This window comes from Xanthomonas sp. CFBP 8443 (assembly GCF_025666195.1).
In the GTDB taxonomy this organism is placed as follows: domain Bacteria; phylum Pseudomonadota; class Gammaproteobacteria; order Xanthomonadales; family Xanthomonadaceae; genus Xanthomonas_A.
In genome coordinates this window covers 3,732,242-3,757,436 of the sequence record NZ_CP102592.1, presented here as the reverse complement: position 1 = coordinate 3,757,436, position 25,195 = coordinate 3,732,242, and the positions used below count along the sequence as shown (strand labels likewise).

Annotated in this window: 14 protein-coding genes; 11 read left to right on the top strand and 3 right to left on the bottom strand. The window is 70.5% G+C overall.

Annotation, left to right across the window (positions count from 1 at the left end):
- The first annotated feature begins 38 nt into the window (after nt 1-38).
- The 5 genes from mrcB (at nt 39) to NUG20_RS15695 (ending at nt 6,974) form a co-directional block, all read left to right on the top strand.
- The gene (mrcB, locus tag NUG20_RS15715; protein WP_263395371.1) at nt 39-2,483 is read left to right on the top strand and encodes a penicillin-binding protein 1B; all 2,445 of its coding nucleotides are present in this window, start codon (nt 39-41) and stop codon (nt 2,481-2,483) included.
- Between the two features lie 16 nt (nt 2,484-2,499).
- Nucleotides 2,500-3,018: a tetratricopeptide repeat protein gene (locus NUG20_RS15710; RefSeq protein WP_263395370.1), complete on the top strand. Its 519-nt coding sequence runs from the start codon at nt 2,500-2,502 to the stop codon at nt 3,016-3,018.
- 179 nt (nt 3,019-3,197) lie between these two features.
- Nucleotides 3,198-5,225 carry a DNA repair helicase YoaA gene (locus NUG20_RS15705; RefSeq protein ID WP_263395369.1) on the top strand — a complete coding sequence of 676 codons (2,028 nt, stop codon included), beginning with the start codon at nt 3,198-3,200 and terminating at the stop codon, nt 5,223-5,225.
- A gap of 133 nt (nt 5,226-5,358) precedes the next feature.
- Nucleotides 5,359-6,060 (top strand): tRNA (adenosine(37)-N6)-threonylcarbamoyltransferase complex dimerization subunit type 1 TsaB, encoded by a 702-nt coding sequence (tsaB, locus tag NUG20_RS15700; RefSeq protein WP_263395368.1) that lies wholly within the window; start codon nt 5,359-5,361, stop codon nt 6,058-6,060.
- Nucleotides 6,057-6,974, top strand: a complete 918-nt coding sequence (locus tag NUG20_RS15695; RefSeq protein ID WP_263395367.1) for an ADP-ribosylglycohydrolase family protein — start codon at nt 6,057-6,059, stop codon at nt 6,972-6,974. Before tsaB ends, NUG20_RS15695 begins: the two co-directional genes overlap by 4 nt.
- A 57-nt stretch (nt 6,975-7,031) precedes the next feature.
- On the opposite strand, the gene NUG20_RS15690 is transcribed toward NUG20_RS15695, so the two are convergent.
- The 3 genes from NUG20_RS15690 to gshB form a co-directional block, all read right to left on the bottom strand.
- Nucleotides 7,032-10,022 carry a TonB-dependent receptor gene (locus NUG20_RS15690; protein ID WP_263395366.1) on the bottom strand — a complete coding sequence of 997 codons (2,991 nt, stop codon included), beginning with the start codon at nt 10,020-10,022 and terminating at the stop codon, nt 7,032-7,034.
- Nucleotides 10,023-10,983: 961 nt separating this feature from the next.
- Nucleotides 10,984-11,865 carry an energy transducer TonB family protein gene (locus NUG20_RS15685; RefSeq protein WP_263395365.1) on the bottom strand — a complete coding sequence of 294 codons (882 nt, stop codon included), beginning with the start codon at nt 11,863-11,865 and terminating at the stop codon, nt 10,984-10,986.
- On the bottom strand, nt 11,862-12,812 hold the full coding sequence (gene gshB, locus NUG20_RS15680; RefSeq protein ID WP_263395364.1) for a glutathione synthase: 951 nt from the start codon (nt 12,810-12,812) through the stop codon (nt 11,862-11,864). The genes NUG20_RS15685 and gshB overlap by 4 nt, the downstream gene beginning before the upstream one ends.
- Before the next feature lie 245 nt (nt 12,813-13,057).
- Between gshB and pilG the strand changes: the two genes are divergently transcribed.
- From pilG to NUG20_RS15650, 6 genes are all read left to right on the top strand, one after another.
- A complete protein-coding gene (gene pilG / locus NUG20_RS15675) occupies nt 13,058-13,459 on the top strand; it encodes a twitching motility response regulator PilG (protein ID WP_003472648.1) in 402 nt (133 codons plus the stop codon).
- Nucleotides 13,460-13,476: 17 nt separating this feature from the next.
- A complete protein-coding gene (locus tag NUG20_RS15670) occupies nt 13,477-13,839 on the top strand; it encodes a response regulator (protein WP_263395363.1) in 363 nt (120 codons plus the stop codon).
- 1 nt (nt 13,840) lies between these two features.
- The gene (locus NUG20_RS15665; protein ID WP_263395362.1) at nt 13,841-14,371 is read left to right on the top strand and encodes a chemotaxis protein CheW; all 531 of its coding nucleotides are present in this window, start codon (nt 13,841-13,843) and stop codon (nt 14,369-14,371) included.
- Between the two features lie 40 nt (nt 14,372-14,411).
- Nucleotides 14,412-16,448, top strand: a complete 2,037-nt coding sequence (locus NUG20_RS15660) for a methyl-accepting chemotaxis protein (protein WP_263395361.1) — start codon at nt 14,412-14,414, stop codon at nt 16,446-16,448.
- A gap of 111 nt (nt 16,449-16,559) precedes the next feature.
- Nucleotides 16,560-23,813 (top strand): Hpt domain-containing protein, encoded by a 7,254-nt coding sequence (locus NUG20_RS15655; protein WP_263395360.1) that lies wholly within the window; start codon nt 16,560-16,562, stop codon nt 23,811-23,813.
- Entirely contained in the window at nt 23,800-25,164 is a 1,365-nt protein-coding gene (locus NUG20_RS15650; protein ID WP_263395359.1) for a chemotaxis protein CheB, read from the top strand. Before NUG20_RS15655 ends, NUG20_RS15650 begins: the two co-directional genes overlap by 14 nt.
- The last annotated feature ends 31 nt before the right edge of the window (nt 25,165-25,195 follow it).

Below are 25,195 nucleotides of genomic sequence, written 5' to 3'. Positions count from 1 at the left end.
TGCGCTAGACTCGCCGGAATTTACATTCTCGCATCCCCGTGCCACGACGCTACGACGACAACGACACCGACGATCAGGACACCGACGATCTCGACAGCGGCGCCTCGCCCTGGCGCCGGCGCCTGCTCACCTGGGGGCTGGCCGCAGCCGCGCTGGGCCTGGGCTTCCTGATCCCGTACACGGTCTATCTGAACAAGCAGGTGACGCAGCGCTTCGGCGAACTGCGCTGGCAGATTCCGACCCGGGTCTACGCACGGCCGCTGGCGCTGGCGCCGGACACGGCGATGGACGCGCAGACGCTGAAGACCGAACTGGACGCGGCCAGCTACCGCGAGGACGCCGGCGCGCAGCGCCCCGGCAGCTATCAGCAGGACGGCAACCGCTTCGTCATCGCCAGCCGCGGCTACGTCGACGTGGACGGCCGGGTCGCGCCCAAGCGGGTGGAAGTGAGCCTGTCCGGCGGCCGCGTGGCGGCGCTGCGCGATGCGCAGACGCGCAAGTCGCTGACCACCGCACGGCTGGATCCGGCGCGCATCGCCACCTTGTACGGGCAGAAGCAGGAAGAGCGGCGGCTGGTGCGTGTTGACGAAGTGCCCGAGCTGCTGGTCACCGGCCTGCAGGCGGTGGAAGACCGCGACTTCAACTACCACCACGGCATCGACCTCAGCGGCATGGTGCGCGCGGCGTGGGTGATGGTGCGCTCCGGCGGCAAGAGCCGGCAGGGCGCCAGCACCCTGACCCAGCAGCTGGCGCGCAGCGGCCTGCTCGGCATCGGCAAGGAGCAGACGCTCACCCGCAAGTTCAACGAGATCCTGTACGCGCTGATCATGGAGGCGCGCTACGACAAGCGCACCATCCTGGAGGCCTATCTGAACCAGGTGTACCTGGGCCAGCGCGGCAGCCAGGCGATCCACGGCGTGGCCTCGGGCGCGGAATTCTGGTTCGGGCGCGAGCTGGACGCATTGCCGCCGGAACAGGTGGCGCTGCTGATCGGCCTGGTCAAGGGACCGTCCTACTACGACCCGCGCCGTTATCCCGAGCGCGCGCTGGACCGGCGCAATTTCGTGCTCGGCAAGTTGCGCCAGAGCGAACTGATCGACGAGCCCACCTACCGCCAGGCGCTGGCCGCGCCGCTGGGCGTGCCGGCCAATCCGGGGCTGGTCGCGGCCAACCGCTTCCCGGCGTACGTGGACCTGGTGCGCCGCCAGCTGGCGCGCGACTACCCGGAAAGCGCGCTGCAGGGCGCCGGGCTGAGCGTGCTGACCGGCATGTCGCCGTCGGCGCAGGCCTATGCCGAAGGCGCGGTGACCCGCACCCTCAAATCGCTGGAGACCAACAAGAAGCGGCCGCCGCTGCAGGCCGGCCTGGTGCTGACCGATACCCACAACGGCGACGTGCTGGCGGTGGTCGGCAGCCGCGACGTGTCGCAGCCCGGCTTCAACCGCGCGATCGAGGCGCAGCGCCAGGTCGGCTCGCTGCTCAAGCCGTTCGTGTACCTGCTGGCGCTGGCGCAGCCGGACCGCTATTCGCTGGCCAGTTGGGTCGACGATTCGCCGGTGACGGTGCAGCTCAGCCGCGGCAAGCGCTGGACCCCGGGCAATTCGGACAACCGCAGCCACGGCACGGTGCGCCTGGTCGATGCGCTGGCGCATTCGTACAACCAGGCCACGGTGCGGATCGGCATGCAGGTCGGGCCGGAGCGGGTGGCGCAGCTGGTCAAGGTGCTGGCCGGGCTCGAGGCCGAGGTCAATCCCTCGCTGATCCTGGGCGCGACCGACCAGAGCCCGTACGCGATGACCCAGCTGTACCAGTTCCTGGCCTCCGGCGGCGAGATCCAGCCGCTGCACGCGGTGCGCGGCGTGCTCGATCCGCAGGGCAAGCTGCTCAAGCGTTACGACAAGGCGCCGGCGCCGGCGCAGGAAGGCGATTCGGTCGCCGCCAACCTGGTCGGGCTGGCGCTGCAGCAGGTGGTCAGCAACGGCACCGCGCGGCAGCTGCTCGGCGACGGCCTGGGCAAGCTATCCCCTGCGGGCAAGACCGGCACCAGCAACGATGGGGTGGACAGCTGGTATGCCGGCTACACCGGCGATCACCTGGCGGTGATCTGGATCGGCAACGACCAGAACAAGCAGACCGGCCTGTACGGCGCCACCGGCGCGATGCGGGTGTGGTCGGGCATCTTCGCGCGGCTGCCGAGTTCGCCGCTGAAGGTGCAGGGCAAGGGCATCGACTGGCAGTGGATGGACCCGGCCGGCAGCAACAGCACCGACCCCGGCTGCCCCGGCGCGCGCCAGTTCCCGTTCGTGGTCGGCTTCGCCCCGGCGTACGCGCCATGCGCGCCGCCGCAGGTGCTGCCCGAGGAAGCGCAACCGGCCGACGGCGAGAGCCAGGGCCAGGGCGGCGGCTGGCGCAGCTGGTTCGGCCTGGACAAGAAGAAGGAAACGCCGCCCGCCGACGCGGCGTCCACACCGCCAGCGCAATGATCCACGGATGCCTGCCATGACCCGATACGCCCCCGCCATCGCCGCCCTCAGCCTGCTGCTGGCCTCCTGCGTCAGCGCGCCGCCTCCGCCGCCCCCGCCGCCGGTGGACACCACCACGCCGGCACAGCGCGTCGCCGCGATCGAAGCCAGCGGCGGCGTCGACGACACCGAACTGAGCGTGCAACCGCTGCGCGATCCGCAGGTCGAGGACCTGCGCGACGGCGCCAAGCGCAAGCGCGCGGCCGGCGACCTTGCCGGCGCCGCGGCGGCACTGGACCAGGCCCTGCAACTGGTGCCGGAAGACCCGGCGCTGCTGCAGGACCGCGCCGAGCTGGCCTTGCTGCTGAAGGACGACGCGCAGGCCGAGGCCTTCGCCAAGCGCGCCATCGACCTGGGCTCGCAGACCGGCCCGCTGTGCCGCCGGCACTGGGCCACGATCGAGCAATCGCGGCTGGCGCGCGGGCAGAAGGAGAACGCGGCGTCCGCGCATGCGCAGATCGAACGCTGCACGGTGGCGGGTGTGAAGCGGTACTGATTGAGAGCCGGGATTGGGGATTCGGGATTGGAGATTCGGTAAAAGCCGCGGCTGACCAGTTGTTGCGGATGAGCCGTATCGCTGTGGTGCCCTCTATCTTCGGCGCGCACGCGTAGTTAGCGAACCGACGCGCCGCTTTTGCCGAATCCCCAATCCCGAATCCCCAATCCCGCCCCCCAATGTCCCTCAGCCACGCCAGCACCGAAGCGCTCAGCGAAGGCGGTGCGCTTGCCCGCCAGCTCGATGCGTTCGTGCCGCGCGCGGCGCAGTTGCGCTTGACCGCGGCCATCGCCGAGGCGTTCGAGCAGCGCGACGTGCTGCTGGCCGAGGCCGGGACCGGCACCGGCAAGACCTACGCGTACCTGGTGCCGGCGCTGCTGTCGGGATTGAAGACCATCGTCTCCACCGGCACCCGCGCGCTGCAGGACCAGCTCTACCACCGCGACCTGCCGCGGGTGCGCGCGGCGCTGGGCGTGGGCCTCAACAGCGCGCTGCTGAAGGGCCGCGCCAACTATCTGTGCAAGTACCGGCTGGAGCAGGCCAAGGGCGAGCCGCGCTTCACCGCGCGCGAGCAGATCGCGCAGTTCCAGCGCATCGTCGCCTGGGGCGGGCGCACCCGTTTCGGCGACATCGCCGAACTGGAGGCGCTGCCCGACGATTCGCCGCTGCTGCCGATGGTCACCTCGACGATGGACAACTGCCTCGGCACCGAATGCCCGTTCTGGAGCGAGTGCTTCGTGGTGCAGGCGCGGCAGCGCGCGCAGGCCGCCGATGTGGTGGTGGTCAACCACCATCTGCTGCTGGCCGACCTGGCGCTGAAGCAGGAGGGTTTCGGCGAGATCTTGCCCGGCGCGCAGGCCTTCGTCATCGACGAGGCGCACCAGCTGCCGGAACTGGCGGCGAACTTCTTCGGCGAGAGCTTCGGCATGCGCCCGCTGCAGGAGCTGGCGCGCGACTGCCTGGCCGAGAGCCGCCACGTCGCCGGCGCGCTGGCCAGCCTGCAGGCGCCGGTGCAGGCGCTGGAACAGGCCCTGCGCGAACTGCGCGCGGCGATGGAAGGGCTGCCCACCCGCGGCACGCAATGGCGCTTGCTGGCCAAGCCGCAGGTGCGCGACGGCTTCGACGCGCTGCTGGCGGAACTGGCGCGGCTGCAGGAGAGCCTGGCGGTGCTGCGCGAGGCCTCGCCCGGTTTCGATGCCTGCGCCGCGCGCGCGCAGGAGATGCGCGCACGGCTGGGCCACTGGCTCGGCGACGATGCGCCGATCCCGGATTTTGAGGCCGAGCCGGCGCCGCCGTCCAACGACGTGCTGTGGTACGAACTGAGCGCGCGCGGCTTCCGCTGCCAGCGCACGCCGCTGGACGTGTCCGGCCCGCTGCGCATGCATCGCGAGAAATCGCACGCGGCCTGGGTGTTCACCTCGGCGACGCTGGCGGTGAAGGGCGATTTCGAGCACATCGCCACCCGCCTGGGGCTGAGCGATCCGATGACCTTGCTGCAGCCCAGTCCGTTCGACTGGGCGCGGCAGGCGCTGTGCTACCTGCCGGCGCTGCCGGACCCGAACGCGCGCGGCTTCGGCACCGCGCTGATCGCCGCGCTGCATCCGGTGTTGCAGGCCTCCCAGGGCCGTGCCTTCCTGCTGTTCGCCTCGCACCGCGCGCTGCGCGAGGCCGCCGAGGCGCTGCGCGACGGGCCGTGGCCGCTGTTCGTGCAGGGCGAGGCGCCGCGTGCGACCTTGCTGCAACGCTTCCGCGAGTCCGGCAACGGCGTGCTGCTCGGCTCGGCCAGCTTCCGCGAAGGCGTGGACGTGGTCGGCGATGCGCTGAGCGTGGTGGTGATCGACAAGCTGCCGTTCGCCGCGCCGGACGATCCGGTGTTCGAAGCGCGGCTGGACGCGATCCGCCGCGACGGCGGCAACCCGTTCCGCGACGAACAGCTGCCGCAGGCGGTGATCGCGCTGAAGCAGGGCGTGGGCCGGCTGATCCGCAGCGAGACCGACCGCGGCGTGCTGGTGCTGTGCGACCCGCGGCTGCTGTCCAAGTCCTACGGCCGCACCTTCCTGGAGTCGCTGCCGCCGTTCGCGCGGACCCGCGATGTGGAGGAGGTGAGGGCGTTTTTTGCCTCGGGACTCGGGACTGGGGACTCGGGACTCGAAGCGTCGGGACTCGGGACCGGGGACTCGGGACTCGAAGAAGCGGAGGCGCGCTGATGTTCGCTCGCCGCCACGGCCTTCGGTCTGGGAGCCTCCGGATGTGCGCTCGTCCAGGTGCCGATGAGGCGATGGATGCTAGGCTTTCCGCCTTTCCGGGTCCCCAGTCCCGAGTCCCCAGTCCCGGCCCGCAATGAACATCCTCGCCTTCGAAACCGCCACAGAAGCCCTGTCCGTCGCCGTGCACGTCGATGGCGCGGTGCTCGAGCGCTTCGAACTCGCGCCGCGCCGGCATGCCGAGCTGGCGCTGCCGTGGGCCGAGCAGTTGCTGGCCGAGGCCGGTATCGCCCGCGGCCAGCTCGATGCGATCGCCTTCGGCCGCGGCCCTGGCGCGTTCACCGGCGTGCGCTTGGCGATCGCGCTGGCGCAGGGCATCGCGCTGGCGCTGGACCTGCCGGTGCTGCCGGTGTCCACCTTGCACGCGCTGGCCTTGCGCGCGCCGGCCGACGCACCGCGCGTGCTGGCCGCGATCGATGCGCGCATGGGCGAAATCTATGCGGCGACCTTCGTGCGCGACGCCGACGGCCTGCACGCGCTGACGCCGGAGCAGGTGCTGGTGCCGGACGCGTTCGTGCTGCCCGATGCGGACGCGCACTGGCATGGCGTCGGCACCGGGCTGGCGGCGATCGACGGTGCGTTGCAGCGGCGCCTGGGCGCGCAGCTGCGCAGCGTCGATGCGCAGGCGCTGCCGCATGCCGCCGACGTGCTGACCCTGGCGCTGGCCGCCTATGCGCGCGGCGAAGCGATCGCCCCGGAACGCGCCGAACCGGCCTACCTGCGCGACAACGTCGCGCTGACCCTGGCCGAGCAGCAGGCGCAGCGCGCCGCGCGATGAGCACGGCCGAAGACGAGCGCGCACGTTTCCGCGGCTGCCTGCTGGGCCTGGCCGTTGGCGATGCGCTGGGGACGACGCTGGAATTCAAGGCGCCCGGCAGCTTCGCCCCGATCGACGACATGATCGGCGGCGGTCCGTTCGATCTGCAGCCGGGGCAGTGGACCGACGACACCTCGATGGCGCTGTGCCTGGCGCACAGCCTGCTGTACCGCGAAGGCTTCGACTCCGCGGACCAGATGAACCGCTATTGCAACTGGTACCGCCATGGCTACCTCAGCAGCACCGGCGCCTGCTTCGACATCGGCAACACCGTGCGCCAGGCGCTGGAGCGCTACCTGGAAGGGGAAGGGGCCTTCAGCGGCAGCGACGATCCGCGCTCGGCCGGCAACGGCTCGCTGATGCGGCTGGCGCCGGTGGCGATGTACTACGCGCATCGCCCCGAAGTGCTGGCCGAACGCGCGGCGGACAGTTCGCGCACCACGCATGCCGCCGCCGAGGCGCTGGATGCGTGCCGGCTGTTTGCCTTGCAGTTGCGCGCCGCGCTTGTTGGCGGCAATCGGACGCAGGTGCTGCACGCGCAGGATGTGGCGTTGGAGACGCCGGCGCTGCGCGCACTGGCGGTGCGCGACCACGCTACGGTGCCGGCGGCGCACATCCGCGGCACTGGTTATGTGGTCGACGCCCTGTCGGCGGCGCTGTGGTGTTTCGCGACGACCGACAGTTTCGCCGATGCGGTCTTGCGCGCAGCCAATCTCGGCGACGACGCCGATACCACCGCGGCGATCTGCGGGCAGCTGGCCGGCGCCTTCTACGGCATCGACAGGATCCCCGCCGCCTGGCGCGCGCGCGTGCAGGATGCGGCGGAGATCGTCGCGCTGGCCGATCGCCTGCACCAGGCCAGCGTCGCGGAATAACAGCGGGCAGGGAAGCCGGCCGTCCCTGGCCGGCGCCCCCGCACACCGCCAGCGCGGTCAGTAGTCGTAGCTGACGCTCAACCGCAGCGAGCGCGGCGCCTGGCGCAGCAATGCCGCGCCATATACCGGATCGCTGTTGCCCGGGTCCGTTTCCGAATACGGATACTTCCACAGCGTGGCCTGGCCGTTGAAGGCGTTGAACACGTCCAGGTTGAAGGCCAGCTTGTGGTCCGCATACGCCGGCCGCCACGACACGCCCAGATCGAGCTGCTTCAGCCACGGCAGCCGGCCCTGGCTGCCCGGAGGCGCCGCTTCGCCCTGGTAATAGTGGTAGGCGATGCCGTAGCCGGACGGATCGCTCTGGTCGGCGCCGTACGAGCCGAGCGCACTGAACGGCGTGCCGGACATCAGCTTGAGGTTGGCCGACACCAGCCATTCGGGCGTGAACTGGTAGTAGCCGTAGAACTTGAACTGGTGGGTGTGGTCGTTGCTCTGCGGGCCGTTGGTATGTTCCATCAGCTGCGCGTAGTCCCAGGCCTGGGTGGTGGAGACGGCGGTCTGGCCGATGCCCGACAGCAGCTGGCCCTCGGTGGTGCCGTAGCTGCGCGACCAGGTGTAGTCGACGCGGCCGTACCAGCGCTGGTCGAACGGGTGCTCCAGCGACAGGTTGAGCCCGTAGTAGTTGCGCTTGAACTTGGGAAAGCCGAGTTCGGCATTGCTCAGCGGCACGCTGACGTAGTTGCCCGAGGTGTCGACCAGGGTGAAGGTGTTGGACTTGCCCGGATTGATCAGCCAGCAGCTGACCGGGTTGCTGGCCAGGGTCACCGCGTGCCCTTGCGCCGCCGCGGCGGCGAACACGGTGTCGCTGTCGCAGTAGTCGTCCACGCCGCTGCGCAGCACGCGGTAGGTGGCCTTGGCGCCGTAGACCCAGTCGTCGCCCCAGGCCTTGGTGAAGCCGAGGATGAACTCGTCCTGGAACGAGGGCTTGATGCCCTGCGTGGCCACGGTCTTCGGATCGGGCAGGATGCCGTAGTTGTTGTTGGAGGAGACCGCGTCGGAGATCTGGGTCAGGTCGGTCGGGTAGCCGTTGCCGTCGATGCCGCCGTAGGTGTAGTAGGTCGAGGTCGCCAGGGTCGCGCCGGCGGCATTGAATGCCGGATTTAGCGGCAGCGCCAGGTAGTAGCGGCCGGCGTTGCCGTACACCTTGAAGCGCGCGTCGCCGTCGACGTCCCAGCTGAAGCCCAGGCGCGGCGCCCACTGCCCGCTGGTCTGCTTGATGTAGGCGTCGCCATCGCGGTTGTAGTTGGTGAACTGGTCCAGGCGCAGGCCAAGGCTGAGCAGGAAGCGCTCGCTCACCTGCCAGTTGTCCTCGATGTACTGCGCACGCTGCACCGCGCGCACCGAGGCCAGGGCGCTATAGACGTATTGGCGCACGTAGTAGCCGTCCTCGCCGTTGGCGTAGCCGCCGGTGGCCGGCACGCCGAGGCCGGTGTTGATCGGCACGTTCGGGTTGGACTGGCCGTAGATCCACTGGTAGCCATCGGCCGATGCCACCGAGCCGCGGTTGAGCGCGCGCGCGTTCTGGTTGTCGATGCCGATGGTGATGCTGTGTTCGCCGATGACGTAATTCAGGTCCAGGCGCAGGTTGTCGGTGCGGTTGCCGCGGTCCGGATCGACCAGCAGCGCGGTGGTCTGTGCGTTGGTGATCGGGGTGCCGCCGGTGTAGGCCGGGTTCTGGAACGCGGCGTCGTCGACGTAGGTCAGCGCGCCGCTGTAGTTGGGGTTGCCGACGTAGTCGTCGGTGCGCTGCTTGCCGTACTGGGCGCTGAAGGTCAGGCGGTCGGTGAGATAGCCGGTGTACTTGGCGGTCCACAGGTCGCCGCCGGTCTTGGTGGTGTCGGCGCTGCCGCGGCGCGCGCCGATGTCGTAGCCGCTGTAGTCGTAGTAGCTGCCGCGGGTGATGTAGCGGCTGGAGGCGCCGGTGATCTCCAGCAACTGGTTGTCGCTGATGTTCCAGTCGAGCTTGGCGTACCAGCTCGGGCGCCGGTAGTCGTAGTCGTAGTAGCCGGTGTTGTTCTCCCGGGAACCGTAGAACCTGTCGCCGTCCTGGCGTTGCAGTTCGTAGGAACCGAAGAAGAACAGCTTGTCCTGGATCAGCGGGCCGCCCGCATACACGCTCTGCGTGCTGAGCGTGGCGCTGCTCTTGCTGTCCGGCCGGTACAGGGTGCCGTCGCCGGGCGCGTAGACGTCCTTCTGCGAAGTGCGCAGGCCGTCCGGTTCCCAGGTCGCCTGGCCGCCGAAATGCCATTCGTTGCTGCCGCGCTTGCCGACCGCGTTGATCACGCCGCCGTCGGAGCGGCCGTACTTGGCGCTGTAGCCGCCGGTGTAGACCTCCAACTGGTCGATGCTGCCGTAGGGCAGGGTCAGCCCGCCCAGTCCGCGCAGCGGGTCGGTGGTGTTGAAGCCGTTGATGTAATAGGCGTTCTCGGCGGCCGACGAGCCGCCGAAGCTGAGCAGCTGCGCGCCGGTCGGGCCGATGTAGGTGCCGCTGCCGCTGTTGCCGGACACGCCGGGCGCCAGCTGCGCGATCGCCTCGGCCGAGCGCCCCAGCGGCAGCCGCTGCAGCTGTTCGGCATTGATCACGGTGCGCGAGTCGACGCTGCTGACGTCGATCGCCGCGGCGGCGCGGTCGGCGCTGACGTTGACCCCGGTCAGGCTGGTGACCGCGGCGAAGGAGACATCGGTGACCGCGCCGACGGTCAGGCCCACGCCTTCGCGGCTGCCGAGCACGGCGTCGTCGGCGCCCTTGGCGACGATGGTGTAGGTGCCCAGCGGCAACTGGCCGATGCTGTAGCGGCCGCGCGCATCGACCGCGACTTCGCGGCTGAGGCCGCTGTCGCTGCGCACCTGCACGCGTTGCGCGTTGGCCGGCGCCTGCCCGGCGACGGCGCCGGTGGTGGACTGGGCCAGGGCGGGCGGCGCGGCGAGGGCAGCGCCCAGCGCCAGCGCGAGCAGGGCGGGCCTGCGGAGAAGGGAAAGCTTTTTCATGGAGGAGGCGGCTCGGGTGGTGGGGGCGGGGACGCACCCACGCCGGCCTCCGGTCCACTCATCCTTGGGTGATGCGGTGCGCGCGGTAACGTTCCCGCCCCCATTAACCTTAATGCGATGCCTATTCAGAAATGCCGCGTGGTTATGTCGGCGGCACCAATCGTTATCTCTGCCGTTGCTGTGGCGCCTGCCGACACACGGCGCGCCCTGCGTCTCCCTTCTCCCTGCGGGAGAAGGTGCCCCGCAGGGGCGGATGAGGGTACGGGCGGAGCCTTGGGAAGTTCGGTTGCATCAGGTGGTCGGTGCCGACCTACCCTCACCCCAACCCCTCTCCCAGCGGGAGAGGGGCTCGATCGTCCCTTCTCCCTGCGGGAGAAGGTGCCCCGCAGGGGCGGATGAGGGTACGGGCGAAGCCTTGGAAGTTCGCTTGCATCAGGCGATCGGTGCCGACGTACCCTCACCCCAACCCCTCTCCCGGTGGGAGAGGGGCTCGACTTGTCCTTCTCCCGTCGGGAGAAGGTGCCCCGAAGGGGCGGATGAGGGTACGGGCGAAGCCTTGGGAAGTTCGGTTGCATCAGGTGGTCGGTGCCGACGTACCCTCACCCCAACCCCTCTCCCGGTGGGAGAGGGGCTCGACTTGTCCTTCTCCCGTCGGGAGAAGGTGCCCCGAAGGGGCGGATGAGGGTACGGGGGAAGGCTGGGAAGTTCGGTTGCGTCAGGCGATCGGTGCCGACGTACCCTCACCCCAACCCCTCTCCTGGCGGGAGAGGGGCTCGATCTGTTCCTTCTCCCGTCGGGAGAAGGTGCCCCGAAGGGGCGGATGAGGGTACGGGCGAAGCCTGGAAATGTTCGGTGCCGCCAGGCGGTCCGTGGCGGCCGTACCCTCACCCCAACCCCTCTCCCGGTGGGAGAGGGGCTTGTCGCAGTCTCGGCGCGTGCGCGTCCGATGCGAAGCGCGCGCTCAACGATCGTCGCGCAGCGTGCCGCCGGGCAGGAACACCCAGGTGCGGGTCACCTGCAGGATGTCGATGTTGTCTTCGGTGTGCGGCAGCGGTGGGAACGGTTGCGCCAGCTGCACCACCCGCAGCGCCGCGGCATCGAGCATCGGCACGCCGCTGGAGCGCAGCACGCGGCTGCTCTCGATGCTGCCGTCGCGGCGGACCCCGACGCTGATCACCACCTGGCCGCCCAGCCGCTGCCGTCGCGCTTCGTCGGGATAGTTGAGGTTGCCGACGCGCTCGGCACGGTCGACCCAGGCGCGCAGGTAGTTGGCATAGGCGTACTCGCGGGTGCTGGCGGACACGAACTTGCGGTTCGGGCGCTTGGCGTACTGCTCCGAGCGCAGGTGCACCTCGGCGGCCAGGCGCGCCATCTCCGCGTCGCGCTGCTCGCGTTGCGCGTCCACCGGCTGGGTCGGGGCGTCGGTGCGCGGCTGGGTCTGCGGCGCCGGCAGCGGCTGTTCGCCACGCGCGCTGCTGACCACGCGCGGGGTCGGCTCCGGCGCCGCCGCCGCGGTCTGCGCGCGCAGCGCCTGCGGCGCCAGGCCGTCGTGCTGCTGCGGCACCACCCCGGGCTGGCTGTCGCGCGGGCGTTGGGGGGTGTCGTGGTCGCCGCCGCCCTGCTGGTTGGCCTGGGCCAGGAAGTCGGCCTGCTTGGGCGTCAGTGGGGTGCTGGTCTGGCTGAAGATCACGTCCAGGGTCGGCACCAGCGGCGCGTCGTCGTCGATCGCGAAGCCGACCCCCAGGATCAGCAGGCCGTGCACGATCAACGACAGCACCAGCGTGGCGCTGAGCCGTTCGCGCTCGCCGATGCGCGGCGCGGGCGTCGCGGCGGCCGCGCTCATCGCGCCGGGTAGGCCTCGATCGCGTCGAACAGCAGCCCGGCGATGTTCAGCCCGTACTGCGCGTCCAGTTCGCGCACGCAGGTGGGGCTGGTGACGTTGACCTCGGTCAGGTAGTCGCCGATCACGTCCAGGCCGACGAAGCGCATGCCGCGGCGCTGCATCTCCGGGCCGACCTGGCCGGCGATCCAGCGGTCGCGCTCGCTCAGCGGGCGGCCTTCGCCGCGGCCGCCGGCGGCCAGGTTGCCGCGGAACTCGTCGCCCTGCGGGATCCGCGCCAGGCAGTAGTCCACCGGCACCCCGTCGACCAGCAGGATGCGCTTGTCGCCGGCGCTGATGTCGGGAATGAAGCGCTGCGCCAGGGCCAGCTTGCGGCCGCCGTCGGTCAGCGTCTCCAGGATCACGTTGAGGTTGGGGTCGCCGGTGCCGCTGCGGAAGATCGAACGCCCGCCCATCCCGTCCAGCGGCTTCAGCACCGCCTGGCCGTGCTCGAGCACGAACGCCTTCAGCGCCGCCGCGTCGCGGCTGACCAGGGTCGGCGGGCAGCATTGCGGGAACAGCAGCGCGGCCAGCTTCTCGTTGAAGTCGCGCAGGCCCTGCGGGTCGTTGATGACCTGGGCGCCGGCGCGCTGTGCCACGCTCAGCACATGGGTGTCGTACAGGAATTCCGAGTCGAACGGCGGGTCCTTGCGCATCAGCACCACCTGGCCGGTGCCGAACGCCAGCTCGGCGAACGCGCCCAGCTCGAACCAGCCGGCCTTGTCGTCGCGCACCTGCAGCGGCGCGGCCTGCGCCAGCGCGCGGCCCTCGCGCAGCGACAGCCCGCCGGGGCGCACGTAGTGCAGCCGGTGGCCGCGGCGCTGCGCTTCCAGCAACATCGCGAAGGTAGTGTCTTTGGCAATCTTGATGCTGGCGATGGGATCCATCACCACGATGACATCGAACGACATGGCGGCACCTGGGGGACTGAGCGAGAAGATGGTAGCGGGTCGGCGCCGGGCGCGCGCAAGGTCACCGCCGCCGGGCCGCGCAGCACCCTGCGGCGGCAGCCAAACTGTGACATAGTTGGCTCCGGAAAGTGGTCCAACGCAGCGCCGTGGCGACGGCCTTGACAGTCTGAGCGGGTCTTGGGATACATGTCGTTTCGCAGCGACGTCGGATCCGATGAAGCGTCGCGCGCCTGGGGGGCAAGTGAATGAGTGAAAACACGACTGCGGGTGGGGAACTCGCAGGACTGAGAGTCATGGTGATCGATGACTCGAAGACGATCCGCCGTACCGCCGAAACGCTGTTGAAGCGCGAGGGGTGCGAGGTGGTCACCGCCACCGATGGGTTCGAGGCCTTGGCCAAGATCGCCGATCAGCAGCCGCAGATCATCTTCGTGGACATCATGATGCCGCGGCTGGACGGCTATCAGACCTGCGCGCTGATCAAGGGCAACCAGCTGTTCAAGGCGACGCCGGTGATCATGCTGTCCTCCAAGGACGGCCTGTTCGACAAGGCGCGCGGGCGCATCGTCGGTTCCGAGCAGTACCTCACCAAACCCTTCACACGCGAAGAACTGCTGGGCGCGATCCGTACGTACGTCAACGCCTGACCAGGGGGAAAGGCACCATGGCTCGAATCTTGTTGATCGAGGACTCACCGACCGACCGGGCGGTGTTTACGCAATGGCTGGAAAAGGCCGGGCACGAGGTGCTCGCCACCGACAACGCCGAGGACGGGCTGAAGATCGTCCGCGAGCAGGCGCCCAGCCTGGTGCTGATGGACGTGGTGCTGCCGGGGATGAGCGGCTTCCAGGCCACCCGCGCGCTGTCGCGCGACGAGGCCACCCGGCACATCCCGGTGCTGATCATCAGCACCAAGAGCATGGAGACCGACAAGGTCTGGGGCATGCGCCAGGGCGCCACCGACTACATCGTCAAGCCGCCGCGCGAAGACGACCTGATCGCCCGCATCAACCAATTGGTCGGCTGACGTGCGTTCGCCCTTCGACATCCTCGAGGCCTACGAGCGGCGCAGCCTGGCGCACGCGGTGCAGATGCCCGAGCGCGAGTTCGACGAGAACATCTGGCGCGGGGTCGGCTTCCGCGTCGGCAACCGCCATCTGGTGTCCGATTTCCGCGAGGTGGTGGAAATCGTGCGCATGCCGCCGATCACCCCGGTGCCGGGCGCACAGCCGTGGCTGCTGGGCGTGGGCAACCTGCGCGGCAACCTGTTCCCGGTGGTCGATTTGAAGCAGTTCATGGAAGGCCAGCGCACCTCGCTGCTGGAAGGCCAGCGCGTGCTGATCATGCGCCAGAGCGGCGGCGACGTGGCGCTGACCATCGACGAACTGTTCGGCCAGCGCAGCTTCGCCGAGTCGCAGGCGGTGGAACCCGGCGAGCTGGCCCAGGGCCGCTACGCGCACTTCGTCGACCGCGCGTTCCGCGGCGACAGCAACGACTGGGGCGTGTTCTCGCTGTCGCTGCTGTCGCGTACACCCGAATTCCGTCAAGCCGCCGCCTGAGCGCGCGGCCTGCCTTCGCATCGAAGATCGAGGTCGAATCATGAGTACTGCAGCGGACGCCCCCAAGGCCAACAAGCTTGGCAGCATGGGGACGAGTTTCTGGCTGGGCCTGCTGGCACTGTCGCTGATCGTGTTCGGCGCCAACACCGGCGTGGCCACCTGGCAGGGCAATCGCCTGGCCGGCGCCAGCACCGGCGCGGCCGACCTGCAGGTGCTGTCGCAGCAGCTGGCCAACCAGGGCCGCGACGCGGTGTCCGGCAACGCCGCCACCTACAAGCAGTTCAAGCAGACCAAGGCGCGGGTGGAGAGCACGGTCGCCGAGCTCAATGCGCGCTATGCCAACGAGACCGGCATCGCCGGCCCGCTGGCCGAACTCAACCGCACCTGGACCCCGCTGGGCAAGAACGCGCAGCAGGTGGTGGACAGCGAGCCGGCGGTGCTGGCGCTGGCCGGCAACGCCGAACGCTTCGTCGGCGGCGTGCCGCAGCTGCAGGCGCAGCTCAACGAGGTGGTGCGCGCGATGACCGTCGGCGGCGCCCCCGCCGCGCAGATCTACAACACCCTGCAGCAGGTGGTGGTGGCCGGCACCATGGCCCGCCGCGTCACCGAAATGCGCGCCGGCGGCAGCGGCGCGGCCAGCGCCGGCGACGCGCTGGCGCGCGACTCGGTGGTGTTCGGGCAGATGCTCGAAGGCCTGCGCAACGGCAACGAGGAACTGGGCATCGCGCCGGTGCGCAACGCCGCCGCGCTGGGCGCGCTGGAGCAGTCGCAGGCGCAGTGGGCGGAAATGAAGAAGGACCTGGACGCGCTGCTGGCCAGCTCGCGCAGCCTGTTCGCCGCGCAGTCCTCGGCCGCGGCGCTGACCGCCGGCTCGGACAAGATGCTCGACGACAGCAAGAAGCTGTTCGACGCGTTCTCCGCGTTCGGCTCGGTGCGCGACACCCGCCTGTTCCCGAATTTCTGGCTGGGCGTGGTGTCCGGCCTGCTGGCGCTGCTGTCGATCATCGGCTTCGTCTGGACCTCGGTGCGCAGCCGCACCCGCGACCAGGAAATCCGCTACCAGACCCAGGTCGAATACAACAGCCGCAACCAGCAGGCGATCATGCGCCTGCTCGACGAAATCAGCTCGCTCGGCGAAGGCGACCTGACCGTCAAGGCCTCGGTCACCGAGGACATGACCGGCGCCATCGCCGACGCGATCAACTACGCGGTCGACGAGCTGCGCCACCTGGTCACCACCATCAACGACACCTCGGCCAAGGTCGCCATCTCCACCGAGGAAACCCAGGCCACCGCGCTGCAGCTGGCCGAGGCCGCCGGCCACCAGGCCGAGCAGATCGGTTCGGCGTCCGAGCGCATCAACGAAATCGCCGCCAGCATCGAACAGGTCTCGCGCAACTCCAGCGAGTCGGCCGAGGTGGCGCAGCGCTCGGTGGTGATCGCCGCCGAGGGCGCCGGCGTGGTCCGCGAGACCATCCAGGGCATGGACCAGATCCGCGACCAGATCCAGGAAACCTCCAAGCGCATCAAGCGCCTGGGCGAATCGACCCAGGAGATCGGCTCGATCGTCGAACTGATCAACGACATTTCCGAGCAGACCAACATCCTGGCGCTCAACGCCGCGGTGCAGGCCGCCTCGGCGGGCGAGGCCGGCCGCGGTTTCGCGCTGGTCGCCGACGAAGTGCAGCGCCTGGCCGAACGCACCTCCGGCGCCACGCGCCGCATCGAAGGCCTGGTGCAGACGATTCAGGCCGATACCAACGAAGCGGTCAGCTCGATGGAGCAGACCACCTCCGAAGTGGTGTCCGGCGCGCGCCTGGCCGAGGACGCCGGCACCGCGCTGACCGAGATCGAGCGCGTCTCCAACGCCTTGAACAACCTCATCAAGAACATCTCCATCGCCGCGCACCAGCAGTCCGCGGCGGCGACGGACATCACCCAGACGATGGACGTGATCCGTCGCATCACCGGCCAGACCTCGCAAGGCGCCGGCCAGACCGCCGACTCGATCGGGCGCCTGGCGGAACTGGCAGCGGACCTGCGGCGCTCGGTCGCCGACTTCAAGCTGCCAGCGTGAGCGGATCGGAACAGGGTGGAAGGAAGCGCACATGACGTACCGTGAAAAATCCCTGCACTCCGCTGCCGCGCCGACGCCGCGCGGCGCGTGGCCGTCCGCCGGGGCGCTGCGATGAGCGCGCTGCGCGATGCGATGAGCCACGCCGCCCTGGGCTGGGTCAAGCCGGAGCTGGACGAGACTCTGCGCCAGGTACGCGGTGAGATCGAATACTTCGTCGAAGATCCGGCCGACACCAGCCGCATGCGCTTCTGCGCCGGCTACCTGCACCAGGTGCAGGGCACCTTGCGCATGGTCGAGCTGTACGCGCCGGCGATGGTCGCCGAGGAACTGGAACTGCTGGCCATCGCCGTGCAGAACGGCCAGGTGCCCGATCGCGACGAGGCCTGCGCGACGCTGATGCGCGGCACCGTGCTGCTGCCCGACTACCTGGAGCGCCTGCAGGACGGCCATCGCGACATCCCGATCGTGCTGCTGCCGCTGCTCAACGAGATCCGCGCCTCGCGCGGCGAGCCGGGCCTGAGCGAAGGCGCACTGTTCGCGCTGTCGCCGGATGCCAGCGCGGTCACCGAGGCCGAACTGGACCACGCCCGCGGCAGCCTCAGCGGCCGCAACCGCGAACTGCTCGACACCGTCGGCACCGCGATCAAGGAAGAACTGCTGCGGGTCAAGGACGCGCTCGACCTGCACCTGCGCACCGGCGGCGACGTCGCCGCGTTGCAGACCCAGGTGGACGAACTCGGCAACGTCGCCGACACCCTCGGGGTGATGGGCCTGGGCGTGGCCCGCGGCGTGGTGGTGCAGCAGCGCGATTCGCTGCGCAGCATCGTCGAGGGCGAGCGCGAGGCCGACGAAGGCGTGTTGCTGGATATCGCTGGCGCGCTGCTGTACGTGGACGCCTCGCTGGACGACCAGGTCGCCTATCTCGGCGCCAGCGCCGGCATCCACGACGATGCCAGCGCCGCCGAGGCGCGGCGCACGGTGGAGGTGCTGGCGCACGAGGCGATCGCCAATTTCGCCGCGGCGCGCGAGCATTTCGTCGCCTTCATCGAGACCAACTGGGAACACGAGCGCCTGGGCGACGTGCCGCGCCTGCTCGGCGAGGTCGCCGGTGCGCTGCGCATGCTGGAACTGCCGCAGCCGGCCGATTACCTGGAAGGCGTGCGCCGCTACGTCGCCGTCGAACTGATCGGCAAGCGCCGCGTGCCCAGCGGGCGCCAGCTCGACACGCTGGCCGATGCGATGGCCAGCCTGGAGTACTACCTGGAAGCGCTGCGCGAGCGCCGCCCGGGTCGCGAGGAAATCCTCGACATCACCCGCACCAGCCTGGAAACGCTGCGCTACTGGCCGCTGCCGAGCGACGCGCCGGCGCCGCAGGGCGTGGTGCCGATCGCAGCCGATGCGTCGCCGCTCGCGCCGATGCCCGAGTTGGGCCTTGCATCGACCGATGCCATTGCCGAAGCGCCGCGCGCGGTGTCCGCACCGCCGCCGGTGCCGTCCTGGGATCTGGCACCGGCCACGGACGCGCCGGTCGCCGCCAGCCTGCCGCCGCCGCTGCCTGGCGAGGTGCCGCAGGCGCCGCAGTGGACGCTGGACGAAGCCGCCGATGTCGCAGGGAACGCTGCGGCCGCCGAGACCATCGGCGGCGTCGCCGACGAAGGCATGCCGTCCGACGCGGACGTGAGCGCTGCGGACAGCGACGGCAGCTCCATCGTCGCGCCGGCGTCGACCAGTTTCGATCCGGTCGCCGCCGAGCAGGACGAATGGTCGGCGGCCTCCGCGCCGCTGCACATCAGCGTCGACACGCTGGCGTTGGAAGGCGATGCGTTCCGTCCGGAGACGGATGTATCGTCCGACCAGCCCGCCGCGCCTGTGGCCGACGCCACGGCGCCGGCCGGCTACGGCTTCGACCCGGTGGCCGCCGAGTACGCCGAATCCGAACCCGCGGCCGACGACGCCAGCCTGGTCATCGTCGACACGCCCGCCCCTGCATTCAGCGGCAGCGCCGACGACGATGTGCTGGTGATCGAGCTGGAGGATGCGCCCGCCTTCGCCGACGCACCGCTGGCCGCATCCGACGACGTCCACAGCATCGCCTGGAGCGACGCGCCGGCGAGCCTGGCCGACGACGACAGCGATGTCGCCGCCGAACACGACACGCCCACCATCGACCTGTCGGCGAGCGATACCGTGTTCTCGACCGAGGCCGAGGCAGAGGCCGCCAGCGACACAACGCCGCACCCATACGCAGGAGAGGCGGAGCAGGCCGACGCCGAACCGAGCCCATTCGTCGACCTGACCTGGCCGGAGCCGACCCCGGAGCCGGAAGCGCCGGCGCCCGGCGTGCACAAGGCCAGCATCCAGCCGATCGAACTGGACGACGCGTCGGCGGCGTTCCTCGCCGAGCTCGACGCTGCCGCCGCGCAGTTCGACGTCGCCGCAGCGACCACGGCCGGCGCCGCCGGTGCATCCGCCGCCGATGAACACCCGCAATCGGCCACCGACGCGGTGCAGGCCGCTGCGCCCGCCACCATCGACGGCGGTTTCGTGGACGACGGTGGCGAGATCGACGCCGACATCCGCGAAGTGTTCCTCGAGGAATTCGACGAGGAACTGGTCAACCTCGGCAACCTGCTGCCGGCATGGCGCGCCTCGCCCGGCCACATGGAAAGCCTGCGCCCGATCCGCCGCGTGTTCCACACCCTGAAGGGCAGTGGCCGGCTGGTCGGCGCGCGCGTGCTCGGCGAGTTCAGTTGGAAGATCGAGAGCATGCTCAACCGCGTGCTCGACGGCACCCGCGCGGCCAGTCCAGCGGTAGTGACGATGGTCGAACTGGCCTACGACGTCTTGCCGCAACTCAATGCCGCGCTGCGCGGGCATGGCGTCATCCATGCCGATCTGGACGCGATACAGGCGGTCGCCGAGCGCATCGCCGCCGGCGAGGATGCCTACTACTTCGCCGCCGCGCCGACGCCGGCCGCCGCCGCGCCACGCGCCGGCACCCCGGCCTCGGTGGACAGCGTGCTGCGCGAGATCCTCGAGGCCGAGGTCGGCACCCACCTGGAAACGGTCCGCGACTGGCTGCAGCATGCGCCGCAGCCGGCCACCGAAGCGCTGCTGCGCGCAGTGCACACGATGAGCGGCGCGTTCGCGATGACCGACGTGCCGGAGATCACCGAGGTCACCGGCCCGGCGGAGAGCTACGTCAAGCGCCTGCTGGCCGCCGACATGCTGCCCAGCGCCGACGGCGTCCGCGCGCTCGACGATGCCGCGCACGCGATCGCCGGCACCATCGAGGAACTGCAGGCGCCGTCGCCGGTGATCCCGCCGTTCACCGAACTGGCGCAGCGCCTGCAGGCGCTGGTCGCCACGTTGCCGGAAGCGCAGTGGCCCGTGGTCGCGCACGACGAGGACGACGAAGACGCGGCGCCGGCGCACGCCGACGCGGCGCTGGACCCGACCTTGCTGCAGGCGGTGGAACTCACCGCCGCCGACGACCTGTCGGCCTACCTGGGCGACGCCAGGCATCTCGATGCGGCCGGCACGGACGCGGAGCGTGCGCCTGTCGCCGACGCCGACGCCGATGCATCCGCGGCGCAGGCCGATGCGCCACTGGCATGGCCGCCGACGTCCGACGATACCGACGTGCCCGCGCCGAGCGACGCCTCTGCCGAAGACCTTGCCTCGGCGACGCCTGTTTCCGACGACACCAACGCGTCGTTCGGCGAGCGAGACGACGCCACCGTCGCCGACGTTGCGCCGGCCGATGGCGACGCGGAGGAATCGAACGCGATCGCCGCGCCGCCGGCCGACAGCGGCAGCGCGCCTGCCGCGATCGACGCCGACGAACAGGCGCTGCTGGCCCAGGACGGCAAGCTCGATGAACTGACCGTCGACGCGCCGCTGGCCGACGAGCGCGTGCCGGCGGACAGCGAGCTGCCGCCGCCGGAAGGCGCGATCGAACCGCAGGAGCAGGACGCGACCGCCGACGACACCACGGTGCATGACGCATCGCTTCATGGCGAGCGCCCGGGCGAATCGGACCAGGACACGCACGACCAGGATCAGGACCAGGACGCACGTGCCGAGCACGAGCACGACCAGGAACGCGATCCGCAGGGCTATGCGTTCAGCGCCGAGTCCGCGCAGCCGTCCACGCATTGGCACGGCACCGAACCCGCCTCGGCGAACGACGATGCCGAACCGCAGGCGGCCGACGACGCTGCGGCGCATGCCGATGCTGACGTCGATGCCGATGTCGCGTCGCATGTCGAGAGCGACATGGAGGCCGCAGCCGGTTCGTTCCCGGACGGCGCTGCCGACGAGACCGATCGCCACGCCGCGCAGGCCGACGCCGATGCGCATCCGGCCGATGCGGGCGATCACGTGCAGGCCACGGATGCTGGCGCTGGGTTGCACGCGCAGGACGACGCGGACGCTGCAGCCGAATCGCAGCCGGACGCCGCAGCCGGCGATGTCGATAGCGATGCCGCACGAGCCGACATCCAGGCATATCCGGCCGATGCCGCTGCGACCGACGAGGGCGGCCACACGTTGGCGCCGCACGCCGATGCCGCCACGCCCGATGTCGCCGACGCCGCTCCTGTCGCAACGGCCCACGCCGAAGCGACGCATCCCACCGACACACACGACGCGGCAACGCACGATGCCGTGCACGAAGGCGATGCCGGCCTAGACGCACCGTCGGATGCCGATGACGCGCACATCGACCAGACGCAGCCGACCGACCTGTCCGACGCCGAGCATCCGACGGACGTCGAGCCTGCAGACGCAGAAGCGCCGGAAGCCATCGAACACCCGACGGACGCCGATCGCGAACTTGCACTTGCAGACACCGCCGTCCAAGCCGACGCCGCAACCAGCGACGAACACCACGCGCCCGCCGACGCAGCCGACGCAGCATCGTTCGCCGAAGCCGCCCACCACGACGCCGCGCCGGCCGACCTGGCCGCCGTCGACATGGGGCCGCTGGACTTCGCCGACCTGGATCGCGAACTCGTCGATATCTTCGTCGAGGAAGGCAAGGACCTGCTCGACCATTGCGATCGCCTGATCGCCGAGCTGCGCGCCGCGCCGCAGGACCGCGATGCGCTCGCCGGCCTGCAGCGCGACCTGCATACGCTCAAGGGCGGCGCGCGCATGGCCGGGGTCAATCCGATCGGCGACCTCGGCCACGGCATCGAATCGCTGCTGGAGGCGGTGGCGGCCAACCGCACCGAACTCGATCGCAGCGACGTGCAGCTGCTCGAGCGCGGCTTCGACCGCCTGCACCAGTTGCTCACCCTCACCGGCAACCACCGCGCGGTGGCGATGCCGATCGACCTGATCGGCCGCTTCGACGCGCGCACCCACGGCCGCAGCGTGCCGGCCGATGCCGATGCTAGCGTCGACGTCCATGCCGACGATGCCGACGTGGCGGCGATGATCCAGGCCGCGGTCGATCCGGAATCGGTGCCCGCACCGGAACCGGCGCCGTTGTCGGCGCCGCTGCCGGTGGACGGCGCGCTCGACGAGGAGTCGATGATCGCGCGGCCGATGCAGGAACAGGTGCGCGTGCGCGCCGACCTGCTCGATCGCCTGGTCAACCACGCCGGCGAAGTGGCGATCTACCGTTCGCGGCTGGAACAGCAGCTCGGCGCGTTCCGTGGCGCGATGTCCGAACTCGACCGCACCAACGCGCGTCTGCGCGACCAGCTGCGCCGCCTCGACCTGGAAACCGAAGCGCAGATCGTTGCCCGCTACCAGCGCGAGCAGGACCAGACCGAACAGAGCTTCGATCCGCTGGAACTGGACCGCTTCTCCACGCTGCAACAGCTCAGCCGCGCGCTGAACGAATCGGCGGCCGACCTGGGTGGCCTGCAAGGCGTGCTCGACGACCTGGCGCGGCAGTACGACGGCCTGCTGCAACAGCAGTCGCGGGTCAGCTCGGAACTGCAGGACGGGCTGATGCGCGCGCGCATGGTGCCGTTCGACGGACTGGTGCCGCGGCTGCGCCGCGTGGTGCGCCAGGCCGCCAGCGAAACCGGCAAGCAGGTGCACCTGACCCTGGAAGGCACCCACGGCGAACTCGACCGCAACGTGCTCGACCGCATGATCGCGCCGCTGGAGCACATGCTGCGCAACTCGGTCGCGCACGGCCTGGAAACGCCGGAGCAACGCCGCGCCGCCGGCAAGCTGGAGGAGGGCAGCATCGCCATCCGCCTGCGCCGCGAAGGTTCGGAAATCGTGCTGGAAGTGGCCGACGACGGCGCCGGCCTCAACCGCGACGCGATCCGCCACCGCGCCGAACAGCGCGGGCTGATCGCGATCGGCGCCGCGCTGTCCGAGGAAGAACTGGATTCGCTGATTTTCGCCCCCGGCTTCAGCACCTACGACCAGGTCAGCCAGCTGGCCGGCCGCGGCGTGGGCATGGACGTGGTGCGCAACGAAGTGCGTCAGCTCGGCGGCTCGGTGGACATCCACTCGGTGTGGGGCCAGGGCGTCACCTTCACCCTGCGCCTGCCGCAGACGCTGGCGGTCACCCAGGCGGTGTTCGTGCAGATCGGCGAGACCACCTTCGCCGTGCCGGTGGCCTCGGTCAGCGGCATCGGCCGCATCAGCCGCGAGCGTTTCGAGGCGGCCGACGGCGGCTACCACTACAGCGGCGAGGAATTCGCGCTGCACGACCTCGGCTCGCTGGTCGGCCAGGCCCCGGCACGCGCTGAAGGCCAGGTGCAGGTGCCGCTGCTGCTGGTACGCGCCGGCGACCTGCGCGCGGCGGTGGCGATCGACCAAGTACTCGGCAACCGCGAAATCGTGGTCAAGCCGGTCGGCCTGCAGATTGCCTCGGTGCCCGGCATCTACGGCGCCACCATCACCGGCGATGGCCGCGTGGTGGTGATCCTGGACGTCGCCCCGCTGGTGCGCCGCTACTTGGCGCAGCCGGCAAGGCCGGTGGTGGAAGCGGCACCGACCGAACAGCGGCGCGTGCCGCTGGTGATGGTGGTCGACGACTCGCTGACCATGCGCAAGGTCACCGGCCGCGTGCTGGAACGCCACAACTTCGACGTGATCGCCGCGCGCGACGGCATCGAGGCGCTGGAGCGCCTCGAAGAGCGCGTTCCCGACCTGATGCTGCTGGATATCGAGATGCCGCGCATGGATGGCTACGAACTGGCGACCGCGATGCGCGCCGACCCCCGCTACAAAGCGGTGCCGATCGTGATGATCACCTCGCGCAGCGGCGACAAGCACCGCCAGCGCGCCTTCGAGATCGGCGTGCAGCGCTATCTCGGCAAGCCTTACCAAGAGTTGGATCTGATGCGCAACGTGTACGACCTGCTGGGGATTGCCCGTGTTCGCGAATGACGGCGAAGGCAACGGCACCCCGGTCGCGCTGCTGGCGCGCCCCGGCCAGGCGCGCGAGCGCCTGCGCGAGGCGCTGCACCAGGTCGGCGCGGCGATCGTGCTCGAGGACGACCCGGGCGCGATCGACGCGCAGACCCTGGCCGATGCCGCGCCCAGCGCCGTGCTGATCGCGCTGGAACCGGCGATCGAGGACGCGCTGGAACGGCTCGACGCGGCACTGGACCTGCCCGGCCTCACCGTGATCTTCGACGAGGCCGAACTGGCCGCGCGCCGCGAAGGCTGGGAAGCGCAGCGCTGGGCGCGGCACCTGGCGGCCAAGCTGCAAGGCCACCAGGACGTGCTGCCGCCGGGACGCGAGAACGACACCGGCCTGCAGCCCGAACCCGGCCTGCCGGCCACGCCGGCGCAATTGCACGAAGGCGCGCCGATCGGCTTCCACGTCGAGGAGGCGGCCAGCTTCGCCACCACCGTACCCGGCGACAGCTTCTACACTTGGCAACCGCCCGCCGATGCCGCGCCCGGATTCGAGGACCTGCAGTTCTCGCGCGATCAGATCGCCGCCGGCGACGCGGCCGCGCCCGTCACGACGCCAGAGCCGGAGAGCGCGGTTGCCGTAGCCGCCGCCGCGCCTGTCAGCACGCCGCCGCCGTTGCCGGCCAGCGCCTGGTCGCTGGTGGACGACGACGCACCGCTGGTCGTGCAGGCGCGCGCGCCGCTGAGCCAGATGCAGATTTCCACCGAAGGCCTGTCGCTGGTCGCGCTGGATTCGGAGGCGGACGCCGCCACCGATCCCGCCGCTGCCGCCTCCACGGCAGTGGCCATCGCGCAGGGCGCGGTGCTGGTGATGGCCGGCATCGGCGGCCCCGATGCCATCCGCCGTCTGCTCGCCGCATTGCCGTCGGACTTCCCGCAGCCGCTGCTGGTGCAACTGCGCCTGGACGGCGGCCGCTACGGCAATCTGGTCAAGCAGATCGCGCGCGTGTCCGCGCTGCCGGTACTGCTGGCCGAAGCCGGCGCGCCGGTCGCCGCCGGCAACGTCTACATCCTGCCCGACGACGTCGGCGTGCGCAGCGGCGAAGGCCCTGGCCTGCGCTTCGTCGCCCAAGAGGCCGGCGCCTCGGTGGTCGGCGGCTTGCCGGCCGCGCACAGCGCCGTGCTGCTGCTCAGCGGCAGCGACCCGCACCAGGTCGACGACGTGCTGGCCCTGGCCGCGCAAGGCGCCTGGGTCGCCGGCCAGACCGGCGACGGCTGCTACGACCCGGCCGCCGGCGCGCAACTGACCGGCCGCGGCCATCCCGGCGGCGACCCCGTGCAGCTGGCGCAAGCCCTGTCCGCGCGATGGGGCGGCTGAGCCGCCGCCCGCGCGTTTTTCCCGGTTCCAG

What these genes read in the sequence shown, in the direction of transcription:
- NUG20_RS15670 (WP_263395363.1), top strand. Translation starts at nt 13,477, where the DNA reads ATGGCTCGAATCTTGTTGATCGAGGACTCACCGACCGACCGGGCGGTG.
- NUG20_RS15690 (WP_263395366.1), bottom strand. Translation starts at nt 10,022, where the DNA reads ATGAAAAAGCTTTCCCTTCTCCGCAGGCCCGCCCTGCTCGCGCTGGCG.
- NUG20_RS15695 (WP_263395367.1), top strand. Translation starts at nt 6,057, where the DNA reads ATGAGCACGGCCGAAGACGAGCGCGCACGTTTCCGCGGCTGCCTGCTG.
- gshB (WP_263395364.1), bottom strand. Translation starts at nt 12,812, where the DNA reads ATGTCGTTCGATGTCATCGTGGTGATGGATCCCATCGCCAGCATCAAG.
- tsaB (WP_263395368.1), top strand. Translation starts at nt 5,359, where the DNA reads ATGAACATCCTCGCCTTCGAAACCGCCACAGAAGCCCTGTCCGTCGCC.
- NUG20_RS15710 (WP_263395370.1), top strand. Translation starts at nt 2,500, where the DNA reads ATGACCCGATACGCCCCCGCCATCGCCGCCCTCAGCCTGCTGCTGGCC.
- NUG20_RS15685 (WP_263395365.1), bottom strand. Translation starts at nt 11,865, where the DNA reads ATGAGCGCGGCCGCCGCGACGCCCGCGCCGCGCATCGGCGAGCGCGAA.
- NUG20_RS15660 (WP_263395361.1), top strand. Translation starts at nt 14,412, where the DNA reads ATGAGTACTGCAGCGGACGCCCCCAAGGCCAACAAGCTTGGCAGCATG.
- pilG (WP_003472648.1), top strand. Translation starts at nt 13,058, where the DNA reads ATGAGTGAAAACACGACTGCGGGTGGGGAACTCGCAGGACTGAGAGTC.
- NUG20_RS15655 (WP_263395360.1), top strand. Translation starts at nt 16,560, where the DNA reads ATGAGCGCGCTGCGCGATGCGATGAGCCACGCCGCCCTGGGCTGGGTC.
- NUG20_RS15705 (WP_263395369.1), top strand. Translation starts at nt 3,198, where the DNA reads ATGTCCCTCAGCCACGCCAGCACCGAAGCGCTCAGCGAAGGCGGTGCG.